The organism is Paraburkholderia terricola (assembly GCF_900142195.1).
Taxonomy (GTDB): domain Bacteria; phylum Pseudomonadota; class Gammaproteobacteria; order Burkholderiales; family Burkholderiaceae; genus Paraburkholderia; species Paraburkholderia terricola.
On the sequence record NZ_FRAB01000014.1, the window covers coordinates 113,623 to 131,530 of the forward strand.

Genomic DNA, 17,908 nt, shown 5'->3' on the forward strand with positions numbered 1-17,908 from the left:
CCTGTCCATCCGCCGCGCGCCGCACTTTGCCGCGCGTTACACTCGATGTTTTTCTCGCCGCGCTGGCGGCACAATCGAAGAAACGGAGAACGGGATGAGTTACGTATTCGCACCCGCACCGGTGGTCGCGGTGCCAGTTGTCGGGTCCGGCGAGCAGTTCGCGGTGCGTCGCATCTACTGCGTGGGCCGCAACTACGAGGCGCATGCGCGCGAGATGGGACACGATCCCGACCGCGAGCCGCCGTTCTTCTTCGCCAAGCCCGCCGACGCTGTGCTGTACGTCGCGCCCGGTGCCACCGGCGAATTTCCTTACCCGTCGCAATCGAAAAACGTCCACTTCGAGATGGAACTGGTCGCGGCGATCGGCAAGGGCGGCAAGAACATTCCGGCTGAAAGCGCGCTCGATCACGTCTACGGTTACGCGCTCGGTCTCGACATGACGCGCCGCGATCTGCAGGCGGAAGCGAAGAAGCTCGGCCGTCCGTGGGACACCGCGAAGGGCTTCGATCATTCGGCGCCGCTCGGGCCGATTCATCCGGCGGCGACGGTCGGCCATTTCGGCACGGGCGCGATCTGGTTGTCGGTGAACGGCGAGGAAAAACAGCGCTCGGACGTGTCGCAACTGATCTGGTCGGTGGGCGAGACGATCGCTTATCTGTCGATGCTGTTCGAGTTGCAACCCGGCGATCTGATTTTCACGGGCACGCCGGAAGGCGTCGGCGCGGTGGTGCCGGGCGATCTGATGAAGGGCGGCGTGGACGGGCTGGGAGAGTTCAGCGTGCGCGTGGTCTGACAGCCGGTTGGAGGAGGAGACAACAACATGAAGCTCTACAGCTATTTCCGCAGCTCGGCGTCGTATCGCGTGCGCATCGCGCTGAACGTGAAGAACCTGCCGTACGACTACGTGCCGGTGCACCTCGTGCGCGACGGCGGCGAACAGTTGAAACCCGACTACCGCAAGTTGAATGTCGACGGCATCGTGCCCACGTTCGTCGACGGCAACGAGGTGATGCCGCAGTCGCTCGCGATCATCGAGTATCTGGAGGAAACGCATCCCGAGCCGCCGCTGCTGCCCAGGACGCCGGCCGATCGCGCGTATGTGCGTTCGGTGGCGTTGCAGGTTGCGTGCGAGATTCATCCGCTGAACAATCTGCGGGTGCTGAAGTATCTGAAGCACACGTTGTGTGTCGACGACGACGCGAAGGACGCGTGGTACCGGCATTGGGTGGAAGCGGGCTTTGCGACGCTGGAAACGCATCTGGCCGGCAGTTCACGCACCGGAAAACTGTGTTTCGGCGATACGCCCACGCTCGCCGACGCCTGTCTGATTCCCCAGGTATTCAACGCGCAGCGCTTCAAGGTCGACACGGGCAAGTTTCCGACGATCCAACGCATCTACGATCACGCGATGCAACTCGACGCGTTTGCTCGCGCGGCGCCAGGCGCCCAGCCTGACGCTGAGTGATCGGATTCGCGGCTGAATGAGGAAGGGCGCTCGTCAGTTGACGGAGCGCCCTTTCTGCTTGTTCAGCCGCGAATGCCGGGTGGCCGTATTCAACCGCCCAGCAACGCGTCCGAAAACTCTTCCGCGTTGAACGGCTGCAGATCCTCCACCTTCTCGCCGACGCCGATGAAGTACACCGGAATCGGACGCTGCCGCGCGATCGCCGCGAGAATGCCGCCCTTCGCGGTGCCGTCGAGCTTGGTGACGATCAGGCCCGTGAGGCCGAGCGCGTCGTCGAAGGCTTTGACTTGCGCGAGCGCGTTCTGGCCGGTGTTCGCGTCGATCACCAGCAGCACCTCGTGCGGCGCGCCGTCTTGCGCCTTGCCGATCACGCGCTTCACCTTGCGCAGTTCTTCCATCAGATGCAACTGGGTCGGCAGACGGCCGGCCGTGTCCGCCATCATCACGTCGATCTTGCGCGCGCGTGCGGCGCCGACCGCGTCGAAGATCACCGCCGCCGGGTCGCCGCTTTCCTGCGACATCACCGTGACGTTGTTGCGCTGGCCCCAGATGGCCAACTGCTCGCGCGCCGCGGCGCGGAACGTGTCGCCCGCGGCCAGCAGCACCGATTGGTCGAAGCTCTGCAGATGCTTCGCGAGCTTGCCGATGCTGGTGGTCTTGCCCGCCCCGTTGACGCCGGCGATCATCATGACGAGCGGCTGCGCTCGGCCTAGCATCAACGATTTTTCCAGCGGCTTGAGCAGGTCGACGAGCAGCGTGCGCAGCGCCGTTTTCACCTGCTGAGGATCGGAGAGACGTTCGGTGCGGACTTTCTCGCGCAGCGCCTCGAGCAGGAATTCGGTGGCCTCGACGCCCGCGTCCGACATCAGCAGCGCGGTTTCGAGCTCCTCGTACAAATCCTCGTCGATCCTGGTGCCGACGAAGATGCCGGTCAGGTTCGAACTGGTCTTCGACAAGCCTGTCTTCAGGCGGTTGAGCCACGAGCGCCTCGCGCCCGCATCCTGCACCGGCGGCGGGACGATCTCGACGGTTTCCAGTTCGGGCTCTTCCGGCTCGGGTTCCGGTTCGTTTATGGACGAAGCGCCCGGTGACTGAATATCGACGCTGACCGGCGCTGCCGGACGCGGCGTAGCGGGGGCCACCGGGGGCTCCTCGGCGTGTTCGGGCGCCAAGGTCTCCGGCGCCGTTTGCGATTCTGCCGGCGTGTTATCGGACTCTTTCGAACCCTTGAATCGTTTGAAAAAGCTGAACATGATCTGGCGTGGTGAGAGCGCGCGCCGATGCGCGCAGCCGGCAATGACCGGCAAGCGGCAGGCAGCGTTGCGATGCGGGATGCAAGGCGCTGGAAGCCGCACATTTTATCAGGCGCGCCGCCCGCCGTCGTATCGGCCGAACGGCCAGGGTGGACGCCGATAGCCCCTGTGGTAACGTTGCCGCTCCAGCCCGTGCGCCTCGACGTCGGGCGCTTTCATTACGCAATCGAAACCTGCATGCCTCGTTCCGCACCTTCACGCGCCCACGGCGCTTCATCCAAAGGCGGCAAGCCGCACGCCATTCGCATCATCGGCGGCGACTGGAAACGCACGCCGCTGCCCGTGCTCGACCTCGACGGGCTGCGCCCCACGCCCGACCGTGTGCGCGAGACGCTGTTCAACTGGCTCGGCCAGCGTCTGGACGGTCAGCGTTGCCTCGATCTGTTCGCCGGCAGCGGCGCGCTGGGCTTCGAGGCGGCTTCGCGCGGCGCTGCGCGCGTGCTGATGGTGGAGCGTAACGCGCGAGCCGCCGGTCAGTTGCGCGCCAACCAGGAACGGCTCGCGGCGCGCACAATCGAAATCGCCGAGGCGGACGGCTTGCGCCTTGCCGCGAGTCTCGCGCCCGGATCGTTCGACGTGGTGTTTCTCGATCCGCCATTCGGCGACGATCTGCTCGACAAGGCGCTCGCGCTGGCCGTACCGCTGGTGAGCGCCGAAGGCTTTCTGTATGTGGAAGCGGGTGCCGCCCTCGAACTGGCTGGAAACGAGACGCTTGCAGGTTGGGACATCATTCGGCACGGCAAGGCGGGTGCTGTCCACTTTCATTTGCTGCAGCGCGAAAATAAGGAATAATGCGCGTTCGATAACAAGCGCCGGGCGGTTTATCGTCACGCGCGCGGCCGGTGCCAAATGCGTCGCGTGGACGCTTTGACGTGCCCATTTGTCTGAAGAGAGGAGAAGTCTCATGGTAGTCGCCGTGTACCCGGGCACGTTTGACCCGCTGACGCGCGGTCACGAAGACCTCGTTCGGCGCGCGTCGAGCATTTTCGACACGCTGGTGGTGGGCGTTGCAGACAGCCGCAACAAGAAGCCTTTTTTCACGCTCGAGGAGCGCCTCGACATCGCGCACGAAGTGCTCGGGCACTACCCGAACGTCCAGGTAATGAGCTTTAAGGGCTTGCTGAAAGACTTCGTTCGCAGCAACAACGCACGTGTGATCGTGCGGGGCCTGCGCGCCGTGTCGGACTTCGAATACGAGTTCCAGATGGCCGGCATGAATCGCTATCTGCTGCCCGACGTCGAAACCATGTTCATGACGCCGTCGGATCAGTATCAGTTCATCTCCGGCACCATCGTGCGTGAAATCGCGCAATTGGGCGGCGACGTCAGCAAGTTTGTGTTTCCCTCGGTCGAAAAATGGCTGACGGAGAAGGTTGCCGCGCTGGACCCGGACGGCGGCACTTCGGCGGCGCAACCGTAACCGGCGTAAACTGTCGGCTTGACGGATTAAGCCGGTTTCAGCCGGCGTGAAGTGAGAGAAGCATGGCCTTGATGATTACCGACGAGTGCATCAATTGCGACGTATGCGAGCCTGAGTGCCCGAACGACGCAATTTCGATGGGCCCGGAAATCTACGTGATCGACCCAAAAAAATGCACCGAATGCGTCGGCCATTTCGACGAGCCGCAATGCATTCAGGTGTGCCCGGTCGAGTGCATTCCGCGCGATCCCGAACATCTGGAAACGCCGGAAGGGTTGATGGCGAAGTACCACGCGCTGCAGGCCGACAAGGCCGCGTGAGAGTTGAATGAACGGCCAGGTGCCAGCCTCGCCGTTTTCCCTTTTGCGGCAACGTTTTCCGCTGCGCGCGCCGCCGGTTTATCCCACGTAGGCGTTGAAGATATCGCGCAACGCGTCCAGCAGAATGTCGCATTCGGCATCGGTGCCGACCGAGATTCGCAGATGCTGAGCGATTCGTGGCGCATTGAAGTGGCGCACGAAAATCTCCCTTTCCCTGAGCCGCAAAAGAAGCGTTGCCGCGTCGTAGCCTTCATGGCGCGCGAACAGCAGATTCGCCGCCGACGGCACGACTTCGAAGCCCAGCGCCGTCAGGCCAGCGGCCAGGCGCTCGCGGCCCGCGATCACTTTCGCGCAATTGTCTCGGGACCACGCATCGTCCTCATAAGCGGCGATCGCCGCGACCTGCGCCAGCCGGTCGAGCGGGTAGGAGTTGAAACTGTCCTTCACGCGGTTCAGCGCGTCGATCAATTCCCGATTGCCGAACGCGAAGCCGACCCGCATGCCGGCCAGCGAGCGCGACTTCGACACTGTCTGAATGACCAGCAGATTCGGGTAGCGGTCGATCAGTTTGATGGCCGACTCAGCGCCAAAATCCACATATGCCTCGTCGATCACGACGACAGAATCGGTGTTTTTCGCCACCACACGCTCGATGTCGGCGAGCGGCAGCGGGCGTCCGGTCGGCGCGTTGGGATTGGGGAATAACACGCCGCCGTTGGGCGCTGCGTAATCGTCCACGTTGATCGCGAAGCTGTCGTCGAGAGCGACCGTCCGGTAATCGATTTCGAAGAGCCGCGCGTAGGTCGGATAGAAGCTGTATGTGATATCGGGGAACAGCAAGGGTTTATCGTGCTTCAGCAATGCCTGGAAGGTGAGCGCGAGTACCTCGTCCGAGCCGTTGCCCGCGAACACCTGCTCGGGGCGAATGCCGTGATGCGCCGCGACCGTTTCGCGCAGCTTAAGCGAGGTCGGGTCCGGATAGCGCCGCAACGATTCGCCGATGTCGCCCAGTTCCCGGCGGATCGCATCCAGCACGCGCGGCGACGGCGGATAGGGATTCTCGTTGGTGTTCAGCTTCACGGGGCGTGCAGCGATGGGCTGCTCGCCCGGCACATAGGGCGTCAGCCGGCGAACGATGTCACTCCAATAGCGGCTCAAGCGATTCTCCTGTCGATCGGATAGGGGCGGGGCAGGGAGCGACTACGAATTGCGATGCAACTGCATCATCGCCCGTTCGAGCTCGCCCTTGATGATCTGCGGCATCACGGCGAGCGCGCGTTCGACCGACGCGTCGATCGCGTCCTGCTCTTCCCGCCGCGGCGGCTTCAGCACGTAATTGGCGACATCCGGCTTGGCGCCGGCGCGCGCGCTTTCGGGAATCAGGTCACGCGGATGGCCGATGCCGATCCGCAGCCGCCAATATTGCTGCGACGACAGATGCGCGGTAATGTCCTTCAACCCGTTATGGCCGCCGCTGCCGCCGCCGAGCTTCAGCTTGACGCTGCCTGGCGGCATGTCGAGTTCGTCGTGAACGACCAGAATCTCGTCGGGGAGAATCTTGAAGAACTGCGCAACGGCGACGACCGACTGACCCGAGCGGTTCATATACGTCTGCGGTTCCAGCAGATGCACTTCCGCGCCGTGAAGCCGTGCCTTCGCGTAGAAACCGTGGAAGCGCCGTTCATCGCGCAACGTCGCGCCCGCTTCGCGCGCCAATTGATCGACCAGCCAGAAGCCGGCGTTGTGGCGAGTCGCGGTATATTCGGCGCCCGGATTGCCGAGCCCGACGATCAGCTTGATCATGATTGCGTAGGTCCGTCTGACTCAGGCGTTGAACGCGGCCGAGCCGAAAAAAACCGAAAAAAAACCCGCCGGGGCGAACCTCGGCGGGTCACATCGACCGTTTCATGGAAACGGCTCGAGAGGATTTGCTCGCTCAGTGCAGCTTAGGCAGCCGGCGTTTCGCCTTGGCCTTCCGCAGCAGCCTCGCCTTCAGCGATTGCGCCAGCCGGGATCGTTGCAGCAGCGACCACCGGGTTTTCCGCTTCGAGGTGAGCGACCAGCGCCACGCCTTCCGGCAGCTTCAGGTCTTTTGCGTGCACCGATTGACCCGCTTCGATCGTTGCCAGGTCGACTTCGATGAATTCCGGCAGTGCCGACGGCAGGCACTCGATTTCGATTTCATTGATGACGTGCGAAATCACCGCGCTCGACAGCTTCACTGCCGGGTTGGTTTCCTGGTTCAGGAAGTGCAGCGGCACCTTGGTGTGCAGCTTCTTCTTCGCGTCGACACGTTGGAAGTCCACGTGCAGCACGAGCTGACGGAACGGATGGTATTGCACGTCGCGCAGCAGAACCTGTTGCGACTTGCCGCCCACTTCCAGTTCGAGAATCGACGAGTGGAAAACTTCTTTCTTCAGCGCGTGCCACAGCGCGTTGTGGTCCAGTTCGACCAATTGCGTTTCAGCACCAGCGCCATATACGATGCCCGGGGTCTTGCCCGAGTTACGCAGGCGGCGGCTCGCACCCGTACCTTGCAAATTACGCTCGAAAGCGACTACTTTCATGTTGAATCTCCAATGCACTGCCCGCGACCAGGCAGTAAAAACGGGGCCTCCAAGCCGTTATGGCTGAGGCCCCCGAACTGCGGCACGAACCTTCGTTCGTTCGCGCCGATTGTGCAAAAGCGCGGCGTGCATTAGTGCAATGCGCGCCGCGCCTTCGCAAATACTTAACTTTCAGCGAACAGCGACATCACCGAATCGCCGCGGCGAATCCGCGAGAACGTTTCGGCCAGCAGGCCAGCGCTGGTCAACGAACGGATCTTCGCGCAGGAGCGGGCTTCGTCGCCGAGCGGGATCGTGTCGGTGACAACGAGTTCGTCGAGTGCGGAAGCCGCGATGCGCTCGCCAGCACCGCCCGACAGAACCGGGTGGGTAGCGTACGCGAACACCTGCTTCGCGCCACGTTCCTTCAAAACCTGAGCCGCCTTGCAGAGGGTGCCGGCGGTGTCGACCATATCGTCCATGATCACGCAGGTACGGCCTTCGACTTCACCGATGATGTTCATCACTTCGGCAACGTTCGCCTTCGGGCGACGCTTGTCGATGATCGCCAGATCACAATTCAGTTGCTTCGCCAGGGCCCGGGCACGCACCACCCCGCCGACGTCCGGCGAGACAACCAGCAGGTCCTCGTAGTTCTGCTTGCGCAGATCGCCGAGCAGCACGGGCGTGGCGTAAATGTTGTCGACCGGGATGTCGAAGAAGCCTTGAATCTGGTCGGCGTGCAGATCCATCGTAATGATCCGCTCGACGCCGGCGATTTCCAGCATGTTCGCCACGATCTTCGCCGAGATGGCGACGCGCGCCGAACGCGGGCGTCGATCTTGACGGGCATAGCCGAAATAGGGGATGGCGGCAGTGATCCGGCCAGCGGATGCGCGCTTGAGCGCATCGACCATGATCATCAGTTCCATCAGGTTGTCGTTCGCCGGCGCGCAGGTGGACTGCAGAACGAAGACATCCTTGCCACGCACGTTTTCCTGAATCTCGACCTGGATTTCACCGTCCGAGAAACGGCTAACCATGGCTTTGCCGAGGGGAATACCGAGGATTTTGACGACTTCCTGTGCAAGCGCGGGATTTGCGTTGCCAGTAAAAACCATCAGGCCGTCATGGCTGCTCATCGTGCACCTGCTTCAGGCTGGGGGCGAGGGGAAATGCGAGAATTTTTGGCAGGGGAGAAAGGATTCGAACCTTTGCATGCCGGAATCAAAATCCGGTGCCTTAACCAGCTTGGCGACTCCCCTACACTAACTTTGAGCTCCGCCGAACGTGGAGTTTCGTTCGACGATGCAAAACTTATGACGCGAAAGCAAAGAGTGGATGCTGATCGAGACTGGCGGCCACTGCGCTGTTCCATTCGCCTGGCAGTGTGGCTTGCACCGCTTCTGCCTCGGCTTTACTACGGAACGCTGCAAAAACACTTGCACCTGATCCAGACATCCGCGCTGGCGCGACGTTTTCAAACCATCGCAGCACTTGCGCTACTTCCGCGTATTTTCCTACGACAACCTGCTGCATGTCATTCCGGCCAAAACTCTCTGGCCATTCAGTATTGCAGCTAAGTTCTGCAGGAAAGTCCGTAATTCTGAGGGGTTTTGAATCTCTTGTCAACGTTTTTTCAGAGAAAATCGCTGCAGTCGGAACATGAACCCTCGGCGTCACTACCAGGAAATGACGCGGCGGCAATTGTACAACGTCTAATGTTTCTCCGACACCCTGCGCGAATGCATTTTTCCCAAAAATAAAAAACGGCACGTCCGCGCCGAGTCTTAACGCCAGCGCCTGCAATTCCGGCCGCGGCAAGTCGAGTTTCCACAAACGGTTTAGCGCAAGCAGCGTGGTGGCCGCGTCGGAGCTGCCGCCGCCGAGACCCGCGCCCATTGGCAGACGTTTCTCGATTTCGATGTCGACGCCTTCCGGTGAGCCCGTATGCGCCTTGAGCAGCGTTGCGGCGCGCACGGTGAGGTCGTGTTCGGGCGGCACGTCGGCGATTTCGGTGCTGCGCGTGATCAAGCCGTCGTCGCGCCGCCTGAAGTGCAGCGTGTCGCCCCAGTCGAGCAACTGGAAGACCGTTTGCAGCGTGTGATATCCGTCCGGCCGGCGGCCGGTGATGTGCAGGAAGAGGTTGAGTTTCGCTGGCGCGAGGCAATCGCGCAGCGAGTCGGTCGTTTCGATCATGAGTCTGGGCTACATGCGCCAAAGTGGCGCCGACGAAGCGGCAGGGTCGCGCGACGCGGCGCGGGTTACTGATCCAGCACGAGCTTGATGTCGAGCGGCGGCTCGGCACGGCTCAGGTTCACGCGCTTCACGCCGGTGGCCGGCGCGTCGGCGTAGGCCAGATAATCGATTGTCCAGCCGTCCTGTGTGATCTGTTTCAGATGCGACGGTTGCTCCGGATCTTTCTCCGTCCTGGCGCGCGAGGTGGGCGCCGGCGACGGCTGCAGCCAGTAACGCAAGCCTTCGACCGGCAGCGAGAAGCCGAGCGCGTTCTGCATGAGCGTGGATACGTTATCGGCGGTGAGCGGCTGGCGGTTCGGCAACTCGAGCGTGGCCGAACCAGGCGAAGAAGTCACGATCGCGAGAGTCTGGCCGAGCGGATTGCGCAATTGCAGGGAGACGGTGTCGCCCGTTTCCTGCCAGGAGAAGTTGCCGTAAGCGTTGCGCTGCTGGCCGTTCTGATCGTTGTACTGGATCGCGAAACGGCCCAGGTAGGCACGGCTCGTCTGAGCGGTGACGGCAGTCGCGGCATTCGACGTGGACGGCCCTTGCGGTTTCACCGACGCACAACCGGCCAGCGCGACAACCGCTGCGGCCACGAGTCCGAGCGCCGCGCCGCGCGGCGCCCGGGAACGGGAAATCAAACGGGAAAGACGCATCAAAGATCGTTTACCTGAAGACGTTGCAGCGTTTTAACAAGCGTGTCGTTATCCGGTTCGAGCTTGCGCGCATCGCGGAAAGCGGCGCGAGCTTGGTCCTGCGCGCCGGTTTTCCACAACACTTCGCCGAGATGCGCGCCGATTTCGGCGTTCGGCTGGATGTCGTAGGCTTTGCGCAGCACCTTGATCGCGTCCGACGTATTGCCCATCCGGTATTTGACCCAGCCGACGCTGTCCATGATGAATGCGTCGTTCGGTGCCAGCGACGATGCCTTCTCGACCAGCTTGTCCGCTTCCGCGAGGCGCTGATTGCGATCGGCCAGTGAATAGCCGAGCGCGTTATAGGCCTGGGGATTGTCGGGCTGACTCTGGATCAGCTTGCGCAATTGCGCTTCCATGACATCGAAGTGGCCGTTCTTTTCGGCGGCCATCGCGTAGTCGTAGGTGAGGTCGGGATCGTCGGGAAAGGCCGCGGTGACTTGTTGCAGGCGCTTTTCCGCTTCCGGATAGCGCTTTGCGTCGAACAGGATCGCCGCGTCGGTGCGCGCAAGCAGCGCCTGGTCGCGCGGATCGGGCGACTGAAGACTCGCCAGCAGCTTGCGGGCGTCGTCGGTCTTGCCCTGCTTGGCGAGCAATTGCGCGCGCGTGACCTGGGCGGGCATGTATTGCTGGCTCGACGGCGAAATCTTGTTTAGCCAGTCGCCCGCCGCCGTTTCGTTTTTCTGTTCGAGCGCCAGTTGCGCCAGATAGATATACGCCTGGCCCGGATCGGCGCCCGGCGTTTTCTCGGCTTGTTGCGCGTATTGAGTCAGATACGTTTGCGCTTCGTTGAAATTCTTTTGCTGGATCTTGATCAGCGCGAGCGCCATCAGCGGCGTGAGGTCGTTCGCATTGTTCTTGTGCATGACCTCGAACTGCTTCTGCGCGTCATCAAGACGGTCGCTCGCGAGGTACATCTGCGCGAGCGCGAGACGCGCGTCGTGCGATTTCGGATTCTGCTGCACGTACTTTTCGAGCGACGCGATGCCTTCCTTGCGCTCCTCGGGACCCATTTGCGACAGCATCAGCGCGGCCGGCAAATAGTCGGGCTTGAGCGTGAGCGCCTGTTCGAGCGACTTGCGCGCGCCCGGCGCGTCGTCCGACACGAGCTGCTGGCGCGCGACGGCCAACTGCGCTTCCGGCCGGTTCATGTCGTTCTTCAGCAAATCCTGCAGCACATGCAGTCCGCCGATGCGGTTGGGGCCGCGCGAGATCAGCAGTTGCAGCGCCAGCATCGCGCTGCCGCGATTCTCCGCAGGCACTTTCGCGAGTTCGCGGGCGAGGAGCGGCGAAGCTTCGTCGGGCTTGCCGGACAGCACGAGCAGCGACGCGTCGAGTTGTGCGGCGCGTTCCGAATCCGGCGCATATTGCTGCCACAATTGCGCGGCGGCCAGCGCATCGGACGGACTCTGCGCGGCCAGCGCGATTTCGGTGGCGCGTTGCGCCATGCGCGGATCGTGCGTGTCGCGCGCGAGCGCGAGATAAGTCTGGTAGGCGGGCGCGGGCTGATCGCGTTGCAGCGCGACTTCGGCGGCGAGCACCTGGAATACGATCTGGCTCGACAGCGCCAGCCTGGGCAGCGACTTCTGCTCGTCCGCCGAGGGCGGACCGAGCGGGTCCGCCAGTGCGACGGAGGTGTCGTCCGAGCCGGGTGAAGGGTCCTGCGCGTATGCGGGCACCGCGGACAACGCCCAGACCGCGAGCGCGGCCGCGCCGAGCACCCGCCGGGCGGACACGGCGTGCGGCACGCGGGATGCGCTAGCCGGGCGCTTCGAAAACAGCTTCACGAAGGACAAGTTCATGGAAATCCGTTCAATGTTTCGGACGATTGTAACGCGCTCGCTACAATACGCGCACACCACTCACGCAAGTTGCAGACCAGTCAGACATGCCAGAGTTGCCAGAAGTTGAGGTTACCCGACGGGGAATCGAACCGTATGTGTCCGGCCGCAAGGTTGAACGCGTCGACGTGCGTACGCCCGCGCTGCGTTGGCCGATTCCCGCCGACCTTGCGAAAACCTTGCGTGGCCACGTGGTGCGCAAGGTCGAGCGGCGCGGCAAGTATCTGCTGTTCGAGATCGACGCCGGCTGGTTCATCGTGCATCTTGGCATGACCGGCACGTTGCGCGTGCTGCGTCACGTGCCGCATCCGCCTGCTGCCGCGAAACACGATCACATCGACTGGATCTTCGACGAATTCATTTTGCGCTATCGCGATCCCCGGCGCTTCGGCGCGGTGCTATGGCATCCTCGCGAAGCCGGCGACGTGCTCGAGCATCCACTGCTCGCGAGCCTCGGCGTCGAGCCGTTTTCGCCGGCGTTTTCCGGCGCGCTGATGCATCGGCTCACGCGCGGGCGCAAGGTCTCGGTGAAGCAGGCGTTGCTGGCCGGTGAAATCGTCGTGGGCGTGGGTAATATCTACGCATCGGAGAGTCTGTTTCGTTCGGGCATCCGACCGACCACCGCGGCGGGCCGCGTCTCGCTCGTCCGTTACGATCTGCTGGCCGACGCCGTGCGCGTGACGCTCGCCGCCGCGATCGAGAAGGGCGGCAGCACATTGCGCGATTTCGTCGGGAGCAATGGCGAAAGCGGTTACTTCCAGCTCGATTATTTCGTCTATGATCGCGCGGGGCTGCCATGCCGCGTGTGTGGAACGCCGATCAAACAAATCGTGCAGGGGCAGCGCTCCACGTATTTCTGTCCCACCTGTCAGCGCTAATTTCAATGCCCTCTCGCTTATCTCCGCGTTCGTCCCCATCGGCCGCACGCCAAGCCCCCGCGTTTGCCGCGATGTCCGATTTTTCCGCGCGGCTGATTGCGTGGCAGCGCCAGCATGGCCGTCACGGTTTGCCGTGGCAGAACACCCGTGACCCGTATCGCATCTGGCTGTCTGAAATCATGCTGCAGCAGACCCAGGTGTCGACGGTGATTCCGTACTACGCGAAGTTTCTGGCGCGTTTTCCCGATGTTGCGGCGCTGGCCGCTGCGCCCGTGGACGATGTGATGGCGCTGTGGGCCGGCCTTGGCTACTACACGCGTGCGCGCAATCTGCATCGTTGCGCGCAGGCCGTGGTCGAGCAGCATGGCGGCGCGTTTCCGGCATCGGTGGATGAGCTTGCGGAGTTGCCGGGCATCGGCCGCTCGACGGCGGCGGCGATCGCGTCGTTCGCCTTCGGCGCGCGCGCGACGATTCTCGACGGCAATGTGAAACGCGTGCTGGCGCGCGTATTCGGCGTGGAAGGTTTTCCAGGCGAAAAGAAAGTCGAGAACGCGATGTGGACGCTGGCGGAGTCGCTGCTTCCGTCGAATGCATCGGACGACGACGTGAGCGCCTACACGCAAGGTCTGATGGACCTCGGCGCGACGCTCTGCGTGCGCGGCAAGCCGGACTGCCTGCGTTGCCCATTCGCCGCCGACTGCGTGGCCAATCTGACCGGACGTCAGCGCGAATTGCCCACCGCGCGGCCGAAGAAAACCGTGCCGACGCGCCGCACATGGATGCTCGTGCTGCGCGACGGCAACGCGGTGATGCTGGAAAAGCGCCCGCCGTCAGGCATCTGGGGCGGCTTGTGGAGCCTGCCCGAAGCCGCCGGCGAAGACGCGCTCGTCGAGCGTGCGCGTGCCTTCGGCGGCGATGGAACGGTTTCGCCGCTTGCGCCGCTCACGCACGTATTCACGCATTTCAAGCTGAATATAGAGCCGCGAATCGCCGAACTGGATCGTGGGGCGGGCGCGTTGGCCGCGCTAGCCGATTCCGACACCGCGTGGGTCGCGCTAAGCGATCTCGACTCGTTCGGTGTGCCAGCGCCGGTGCGCAAACTGCTGGACGGTTTGCAGGGTTCGCTGATCTGAACGAATCCGGCAAAACAACAAGCGCCAGCGCTTCAAAGCAGTTGATGCTGCTGCATATAGTGATGAACCACGTCGATGCGCGCGCCGGCGTCCTGCACTTCCATCAATTTCTGGCGCGCGCGCAGCGCGATCGGCAGCACTTCCGCGAGACGGTTCGACACCCATGAAGGGTCCTCGAGCCTGAACGGCTCCGCGAACGGCAGGCTGTCGGGGTCCCGTTCACGGATCGTTGCGATGATCCGCTCGAGCACTTCGGCGCACGCGCCGAATTTGGCCAACTGGTCGTTGCCCTCGAGCGGCATGTCGTCGCCGAGCGGCTCCGCCATGCCGACCAGCAAGCCGCTCGACTCCACGCGATGCGACAGCAGACGGAAGCGCCGCGTGCCGCGTGCGCGGATCAGCAGCATGCCGAACGCTTCGACGTCGCATTCCTCGATTTCGGCAAGACAGCCGATTGCTTCGGGTACCGACGGCTCTTCTTCACGCGCCACCTCGGCACCGCTTTTCAGCAGACAGACGCCGAATGGCGTCTTTTCGCGCAGGCAGTCGCGCGCCATGTCGAGGTAGCGCGCTTCGAAAATCTTGAGCGGCAGCAGTCCGTCGGGAAACAGCACCGTATGCAGCGGAAACAGCGGCAAATCGGCAAGCACAGTAGAAGAAGACATGGCGCAACGCTTCGAGTTGAGGCCGCGCGATGCGGCCAGTTAAGCCACTAATCTCGATGACTGACCGGCATCTACCGGCGCATCCCTGTGCCGCACAATCACATTCGCCGAAGGCGCGAGACGCGCGGCGAGCGTCTCCGCAATGAACACCGAGCGGTGCTGGCCGCCCGTGCAACCGATAGCGACCGTCAGATAACTGCGGTTGTCGTCACGGAAATGCGGCAGCCATTTGGCGAGGAATTTCTCGATGTCGTCGATCATTTCATGCACGAGCGGCACTGCGTCGAGAAAATCGATCACCGGTTTGTCGAGGCCCGTGAGGGGCCGCAATTCATGATCGTAGTACGGGTTCGGCAGCGTGCGCACGTCGAAAACGAAATCGGCGTCGAGCGGCACGCCGCGTTTGAAGCCGAATGACTCGAACATCAGCACGAGTCCCGCGTCTTTCTGCTCGATGAAGCGTTTGACCCACGCGCGCAGCACGTTCGCGCGCAGATTGCTGGTGTCGATCTGATGCCCGAATTCGGCGAGGCCCGCCACGAGTTCGCGTTCGCGTTCGATCGCTTCCGCGAGCGAGGTGAGCAGGCCCACATCCGCATCGTGCGCGGTGGAACCGGATAGCGGATGGCGCCGACGCGTTTCGGAGAAGCGCTGAATCAGCGACTGCGTGCTCGCGTTCAGAAACAATACGCGCACGTCGTGAGCGCGCGACAGGTCGCGGATCATGGCGGGCATTTCGTCGAGCGAAGCGCTCGAGCGCGCGTCGATGGCGACGGCGAGGCGGTCTTGCCCGTCCACGGCGAGGTAATTGGCGAGTTGCGGCAGAAAACGCGGCGGCAAATTGTCGACGCAGTAATAGCCTGCGTCTTCAAGCGCGTTCAGGGCAACTGACTTGCCGGAGCCGGATATACCGGTGATCAGGATTATGCGCATGGAGTCGTGGGATCCGTACATTTCATCATAGCATCTGGTCCCCCGTGCGCGTACCCGCGGCTGCCGGTGGCCGCGGGCGCGACGTGGTGCAGCCAGCCTAGATCAATTTGCCGGGGAACTGGCTATCGGGGTCTTGCATCGCCAGACGCTGGCGATCCATGAAGTCACGCAACGTGTCGATGCCGCGCAGTTGCAGGATGGTGTTGCGCACGGCAGCTTCCACCAGCACCGCGAGGTTGCGGCCGGCGGCCACCTGAATCGTCACTTTGCTGATCGGCAGGCCGAGTACGTCGACGGTTTGACTCTCCAGCGGCAGCCGCTGAAATTCGCCGTCGGGACGGCGTACCAGTTGCACGATCAGCTTGAGCTTCATTTTGCGGCGGACCGCGGTTTCACCGAAGATCGTCTTGATGTCGAGCAGGCCGAGGCCGCGCACCTCGAGCAGGTTTTGCAAGAGCGGCGGGCAGCGCCCTTCGACGAAATCCGGGCCGAGCCGCACGAAGTCCACCGCGTCGTCCGCGACGAGGCCGTGGCCTCGGCTGATCAGTTCCAACCCGAGCTCGCTCTTGCCGAGGCCCGAGTCGCCGGTGAGCAGCACGCCCATGCCGAGGATGTCGAGAAACACGCCGTGCAGGGTGGCGCGCGGCGCGAGGATGCGCGACATGTAGAGGCGCAGGCTGTCGATCACCGCGGCGGCCGACATTGGCGTAGTGAAAAGCGGCGTGGACGAGCGCGTGCAGCGCAGCACGAGTTCCGGCGGTGCGGCGACCCCGCCCGCTACCACCAGAAACGGCGGTTCCAACGCGATCAGCTCGGCCATGTGGCGCGAGCGGTCTTCGTCGGTTTGGCGTGTGTAATAGTCGATTTCGGCGTCGCCGAGCACCTGGATCCGGTTCGGGTGGATCAGGTTCAAGTGGCCGACGAGGTCTGCGCTCGACGTGGCATTGGCGACCGATTCCGAAGAAAAGCCGCGTTCCCAGCCTTCATGCCCCGTCAGCCAGCTCAGCTTCAGCGTGGCGGCGTTGTCGTCGAAAATGCTTTGGGCGTTGATGCTGGACGTATCCATGAGTCAGTGACTCCAGTGTGGGCCGCGTGCCGGGCAAGGGGGCGGCCGCGCTAACGCGGGCCGTGCACCTTCCCAGGCTGAACCCGCGTGCTGGCGGGTGACCGGCGTGCGGAGAACCGCCGATGCATCAAGGTTGCCACTGAGTGAGCAGGCGATGCAACGATTCGCGGTCTGCTTCCGTGTGCAGGCGCTCGCGGGCCTCGCGGTCGGACAACAACTGGGCGATTTCCGAAAGGATTTCGAGGTGCTGCTGGGTGGCCTGTTCCGGTACCAGCAGGAAGATCAGCAGCGAGACCGGCTGACCGTCAGGCGATTCGAAGGGAATGGGTTCGGCAAGACGCACGAACGCGGCGAGCGGCTGCTTCAAGCCTTTGATTCGGCCATGCGGAATCGCGACGCCCTCGCCGAGCCCCGTCGATCCGAGGCGCTCGCGCGCAAACAGATTGTCAGTGACTGTGCTGCGGGCGATGCCGTTCTGGTTCTCGAAGATCAGGCCCGCTTGCTCGAACACGCGCTTCTTGCTGGTGACCGATAGTCCGACGACGACGTTCTCGAGGGGAAGAAATTTGGCTAAACGATTCATGTTGACAGGCGAAAACGTGGCCTGGGTTCTCCTCGCTGGGGCATTTGAGTGGTGTTCCATTCGTTTGATGCTCACGGCGACGTACGTGGAGCCCGAAAGCGCAGGACTCCGGCCGACGACCTCCATGTGAACTAACTAGACCCCGATGGTAACCGGAACATTATAGAACAGGGTAGCCGCCGATGGTGCGGCGCGCCATCGATGCCCGATAGGTTTATTCGAAGAACAACTCGTGCCGCGCCGCCGCACCAGAAAGGCGCCTGGAAACGAAAAACCGCCCGGTCTTGGGCGGTTTGGCTGGTGAAAACGGAAGCGAGGAAAATGAAGAAAACCTTCTAATTTTCCTATTGCGGCGGCACGTCTAGCAGCGGCGCCGGTTGGTACTTGATCGCCTCATGCGCATGGCCCTGCAGACGATCTTTGTGGCGTATCACTTGTCGGTCAAGCTTGTCGATCATCAGATCGATCGCAGCGTAAAGATCGCTGTCACAGCTCTCGACAAAAATGTCCTTGCCCTTGAGATGAAGGTTGATTTCAACCTTTTGACGCTTTTCCTTTTCCTTATGGTTGTCGACCGAGAGGACCACACTGCCGTCGATGACCTGATCGAAATGTCTTAGCACCCTATCCAGTTTGGTGATCACGTATTCGCGCAACGCAGGCGTTACTTCGAGGTGGTGTCCACTGATCTGCAGATTCATAGTGCTTCTCCAAGCTAATGGCCGCTTGGTCCACACGATGACGTAGGTCCGGTCGATCTGTCGGCTTGCCTGAGTCGCCCCCCGGTGACTGACTTCTGGCAGGTCGCA

20 protein-coding genes and 1 tRNA gene are annotated in these 17,908 nt (G+C 62.6%); 7 read left to right on the forward strand and 14 right to left on the reverse strand.

From position 1 onward, the window contains the following. The first annotated feature begins 94 nt into the window (after positions 1-94). Positions 95-793 carry a fumarylacetoacetate hydrolase family protein gene (locus tag BUE39_RS14710; RefSeq protein WP_073429399.1) on the forward strand — a complete coding sequence of 233 codons (699 nt, stop codon included), beginning with the start codon at positions 95-97 and terminating at the stop codon, positions 791-793. 27 nt (positions 794-820) lie between these two features. Beyond that, positions 821-1,465 carry a maleylacetoacetate isomerase gene (gene maiA / locus BUE39_RS14715; RefSeq protein ID WP_073429400.1) on the forward strand — a complete coding sequence of 215 codons (645 nt, stop codon included), beginning with the start codon at positions 821-823 and terminating at the stop codon, positions 1,463-1,465. An 89-nt stretch (positions 1,466-1,554) separates the two neighbouring features. Here the strand turns inward: maiA and ftsY are convergent, their stop codons facing one another. Further along, entirely contained in the window at positions 1,555-2,718 is a 1,164-nt protein-coding gene (gene ftsY, locus BUE39_RS14720; RefSeq protein WP_073429452.1) for a signal recognition particle-docking protein FtsY, read from the reverse strand. A gap of 237 nt (positions 2,719-2,955) precedes the next feature. Between ftsY and rsmD the strand changes: the two genes are divergently transcribed. The 3 genes from rsmD to BUE39_RS14735 all read left to right on the forward strand — a co-directional run bounded on the left by rsmD (position 2,956) and on the right by BUE39_RS14735 (position 4,518). Then, complete coding sequence (rsmD, locus tag BUE39_RS14725; protein WP_073429453.1) at positions 2,956-3,570, forward strand: 16S rRNA (guanine(966)-N(2))-methyltransferase RsmD; 615 nt, start codon at positions 2,956-2,958, stop codon at positions 3,568-3,570. Between the two features lie 112 nt (positions 3,571-3,682). Beyond that, the gene (coaD, locus tag BUE39_RS14730; RefSeq protein WP_073429401.1) at positions 3,683-4,198 is read left to right on the forward strand and encodes a pantetheine-phosphate adenylyltransferase; all 516 of its coding nucleotides are present in this window, start codon (positions 3,683-3,685) and stop codon (positions 4,196-4,198) included. A 62-nt stretch (positions 4,199-4,260) separates the two neighbouring features. Further along, positions 4,261-4,518, forward strand: a complete 258-nt coding sequence (locus BUE39_RS14735) for a YfhL family 4Fe-4S dicluster ferredoxin (protein ID WP_073429402.1) — start codon at positions 4,261-4,263, stop codon at positions 4,516-4,518. A gap of 78 nt (positions 4,519-4,596) precedes the next feature. On the opposite strand, the gene hisC is transcribed toward BUE39_RS14735, so the two are convergent. The 8 genes from hisC to BUE39_RS14775 all read right to left on the reverse strand — a co-directional run bounded on the left by hisC (position 4,597) and on the right by BUE39_RS14775 (position 11,802). Then, entirely contained in the window at positions 4,597-5,676 is a 1,080-nt protein-coding gene (hisC, locus tag BUE39_RS14740) for a histidinol-phosphate transaminase (protein ID WP_073429403.1), read from the reverse strand. A gap of 42 nt (positions 5,677-5,718) precedes the next feature. Then, positions 5,719-6,321: an aminoacyl-tRNA hydrolase gene (gene pth, locus BUE39_RS14745; RefSeq protein WP_073429404.1), complete on the reverse strand. Its 603-nt coding sequence runs from the start codon at positions 6,319-6,321 to the stop codon at positions 5,719-5,721. A 143-nt stretch (positions 6,322-6,464) separates the two neighbouring features. Beyond that, complete coding sequence (locus tag BUE39_RS14750) at positions 6,465-7,085, reverse strand: 50S ribosomal protein L25/general stress protein Ctc (RefSeq protein ID WP_073429405.1); 621 nt, start codon at positions 7,083-7,085, stop codon at positions 6,465-6,467. Positions 7,086-7,249: 164 nt separating this feature from the next. Next, the gene (locus BUE39_RS14755) at positions 7,250-8,206 is read right to left on the reverse strand and encodes a ribose-phosphate pyrophosphokinase (protein WP_073429406.1); all 957 of its coding nucleotides are present in this window, start codon (positions 8,204-8,206) and stop codon (positions 7,250-7,252) included. 46 nt (positions 8,207-8,252) lie between these two features. After that, positions 8,253-8,329, reverse strand: a tRNA-Gln gene (locus BUE39_RS14760). A gap of 52 nt (positions 8,330-8,381) precedes the next feature. Next, positions 8,382-9,263 (reverse strand): 4-(cytidine 5'-diphospho)-2-C-methyl-D-erythritol kinase, encoded by an 882-nt coding sequence (gene ispE / locus BUE39_RS14765; protein ID WP_073429407.1) that lies wholly within the window; start codon positions 9,261-9,263, stop codon positions 8,382-8,384. Between the two features lie 65 nt (positions 9,264-9,328). Further along, complete coding sequence (gene lolB, locus BUE39_RS14770; RefSeq protein WP_073429408.1) at positions 9,329-9,961, reverse strand: lipoprotein insertase outer membrane protein LolB; 633 nt, start codon at positions 9,959-9,961, stop codon at positions 9,329-9,331. Further along, positions 9,961-11,802 carry a tetratricopeptide repeat protein gene (locus BUE39_RS14775; protein WP_073429409.1) on the reverse strand — a complete coding sequence of 614 codons (1,842 nt, stop codon included), beginning with the start codon at positions 11,800-11,802 and terminating at the stop codon, positions 9,961-9,963. The genes lolB and BUE39_RS14775 overlap by 1 nt, the downstream gene beginning before the upstream one ends. Positions 11,803-11,888: 86 nt before the next feature. On the opposite strand from BUE39_RS14775, the gene mutM reads away from it, so the two are divergent. Both mutM and mutY read left to right on the forward strand, forming a co-directional pair. Then, positions 11,889-12,719: a bifunctional DNA-formamidopyrimidine glycosylase/DNA-(apurinic or apyrimidinic site) lyase gene (gene mutM, locus BUE39_RS14780; RefSeq protein ID WP_073429410.1), complete on the forward strand. Its 831-nt coding sequence runs from the start codon at positions 11,889-11,891 to the stop codon at positions 12,717-12,719. 5 nt (positions 12,720-12,724) lie between these two features. Next, complete coding sequence (gene mutY / locus BUE39_RS14785) at positions 12,725-13,852, forward strand: A/G-specific adenine glycosylase (protein ID WP_176035779.1); 1,128 nt, start codon at positions 12,725-12,727, stop codon at positions 13,850-13,852. Between the two features lie 32 nt (positions 13,853-13,884). Here the strand turns inward: mutY and BUE39_RS14790 are convergent, their stop codons facing one another. The 5 genes from BUE39_RS14790 to hpf all read right to left on the reverse strand — a co-directional run bounded on the left by BUE39_RS14790 (position 13,885) and on the right by hpf (position 17,800). Further along, positions 13,885-14,517 (reverse strand): LON peptidase substrate-binding domain-containing protein, encoded by a 633-nt coding sequence (locus BUE39_RS14790; protein WP_073429412.1) that lies wholly within the window; start codon positions 14,515-14,517, stop codon positions 13,885-13,887. A gap of 39 nt (positions 14,518-14,556) precedes the next feature. Then, entirely contained in the window at positions 14,557-15,450 is an 894-nt protein-coding gene (rapZ, locus tag BUE39_RS14795) for an RNase adapter RapZ (RefSeq protein WP_073429413.1), read from the reverse strand. Positions 15,451-15,547: 97 nt separating this feature from the next. Then, entirely contained in the window at positions 15,548-16,516 is a 969-nt protein-coding gene (gene hprK, locus BUE39_RS14800; RefSeq protein WP_073429414.1) for an HPr(Ser) kinase/phosphatase, read from the reverse strand. A 127-nt stretch (positions 16,517-16,643) separates the two neighbouring features. Beyond that, positions 16,644-17,159, reverse strand: coding sequence for a PTS sugar transporter subunit IIA (locus BUE39_RS14805; RefSeq protein WP_073429415.1), 516 nt, complete (start codon positions 17,157-17,159; stop codon positions 16,644-16,646). Positions 17,160-17,443: 284 nt separating this feature from the next. Beyond that, positions 17,444-17,800, reverse strand: coding sequence for a ribosome hibernation-promoting factor, HPF/YfiA family (gene hpf / locus BUE39_RS14810; protein ID WP_073429416.1), 357 nt, complete (start codon positions 17,798-17,800; stop codon positions 17,444-17,446). Positions 17,801-17,908 lie beyond the last annotated feature (108 nt).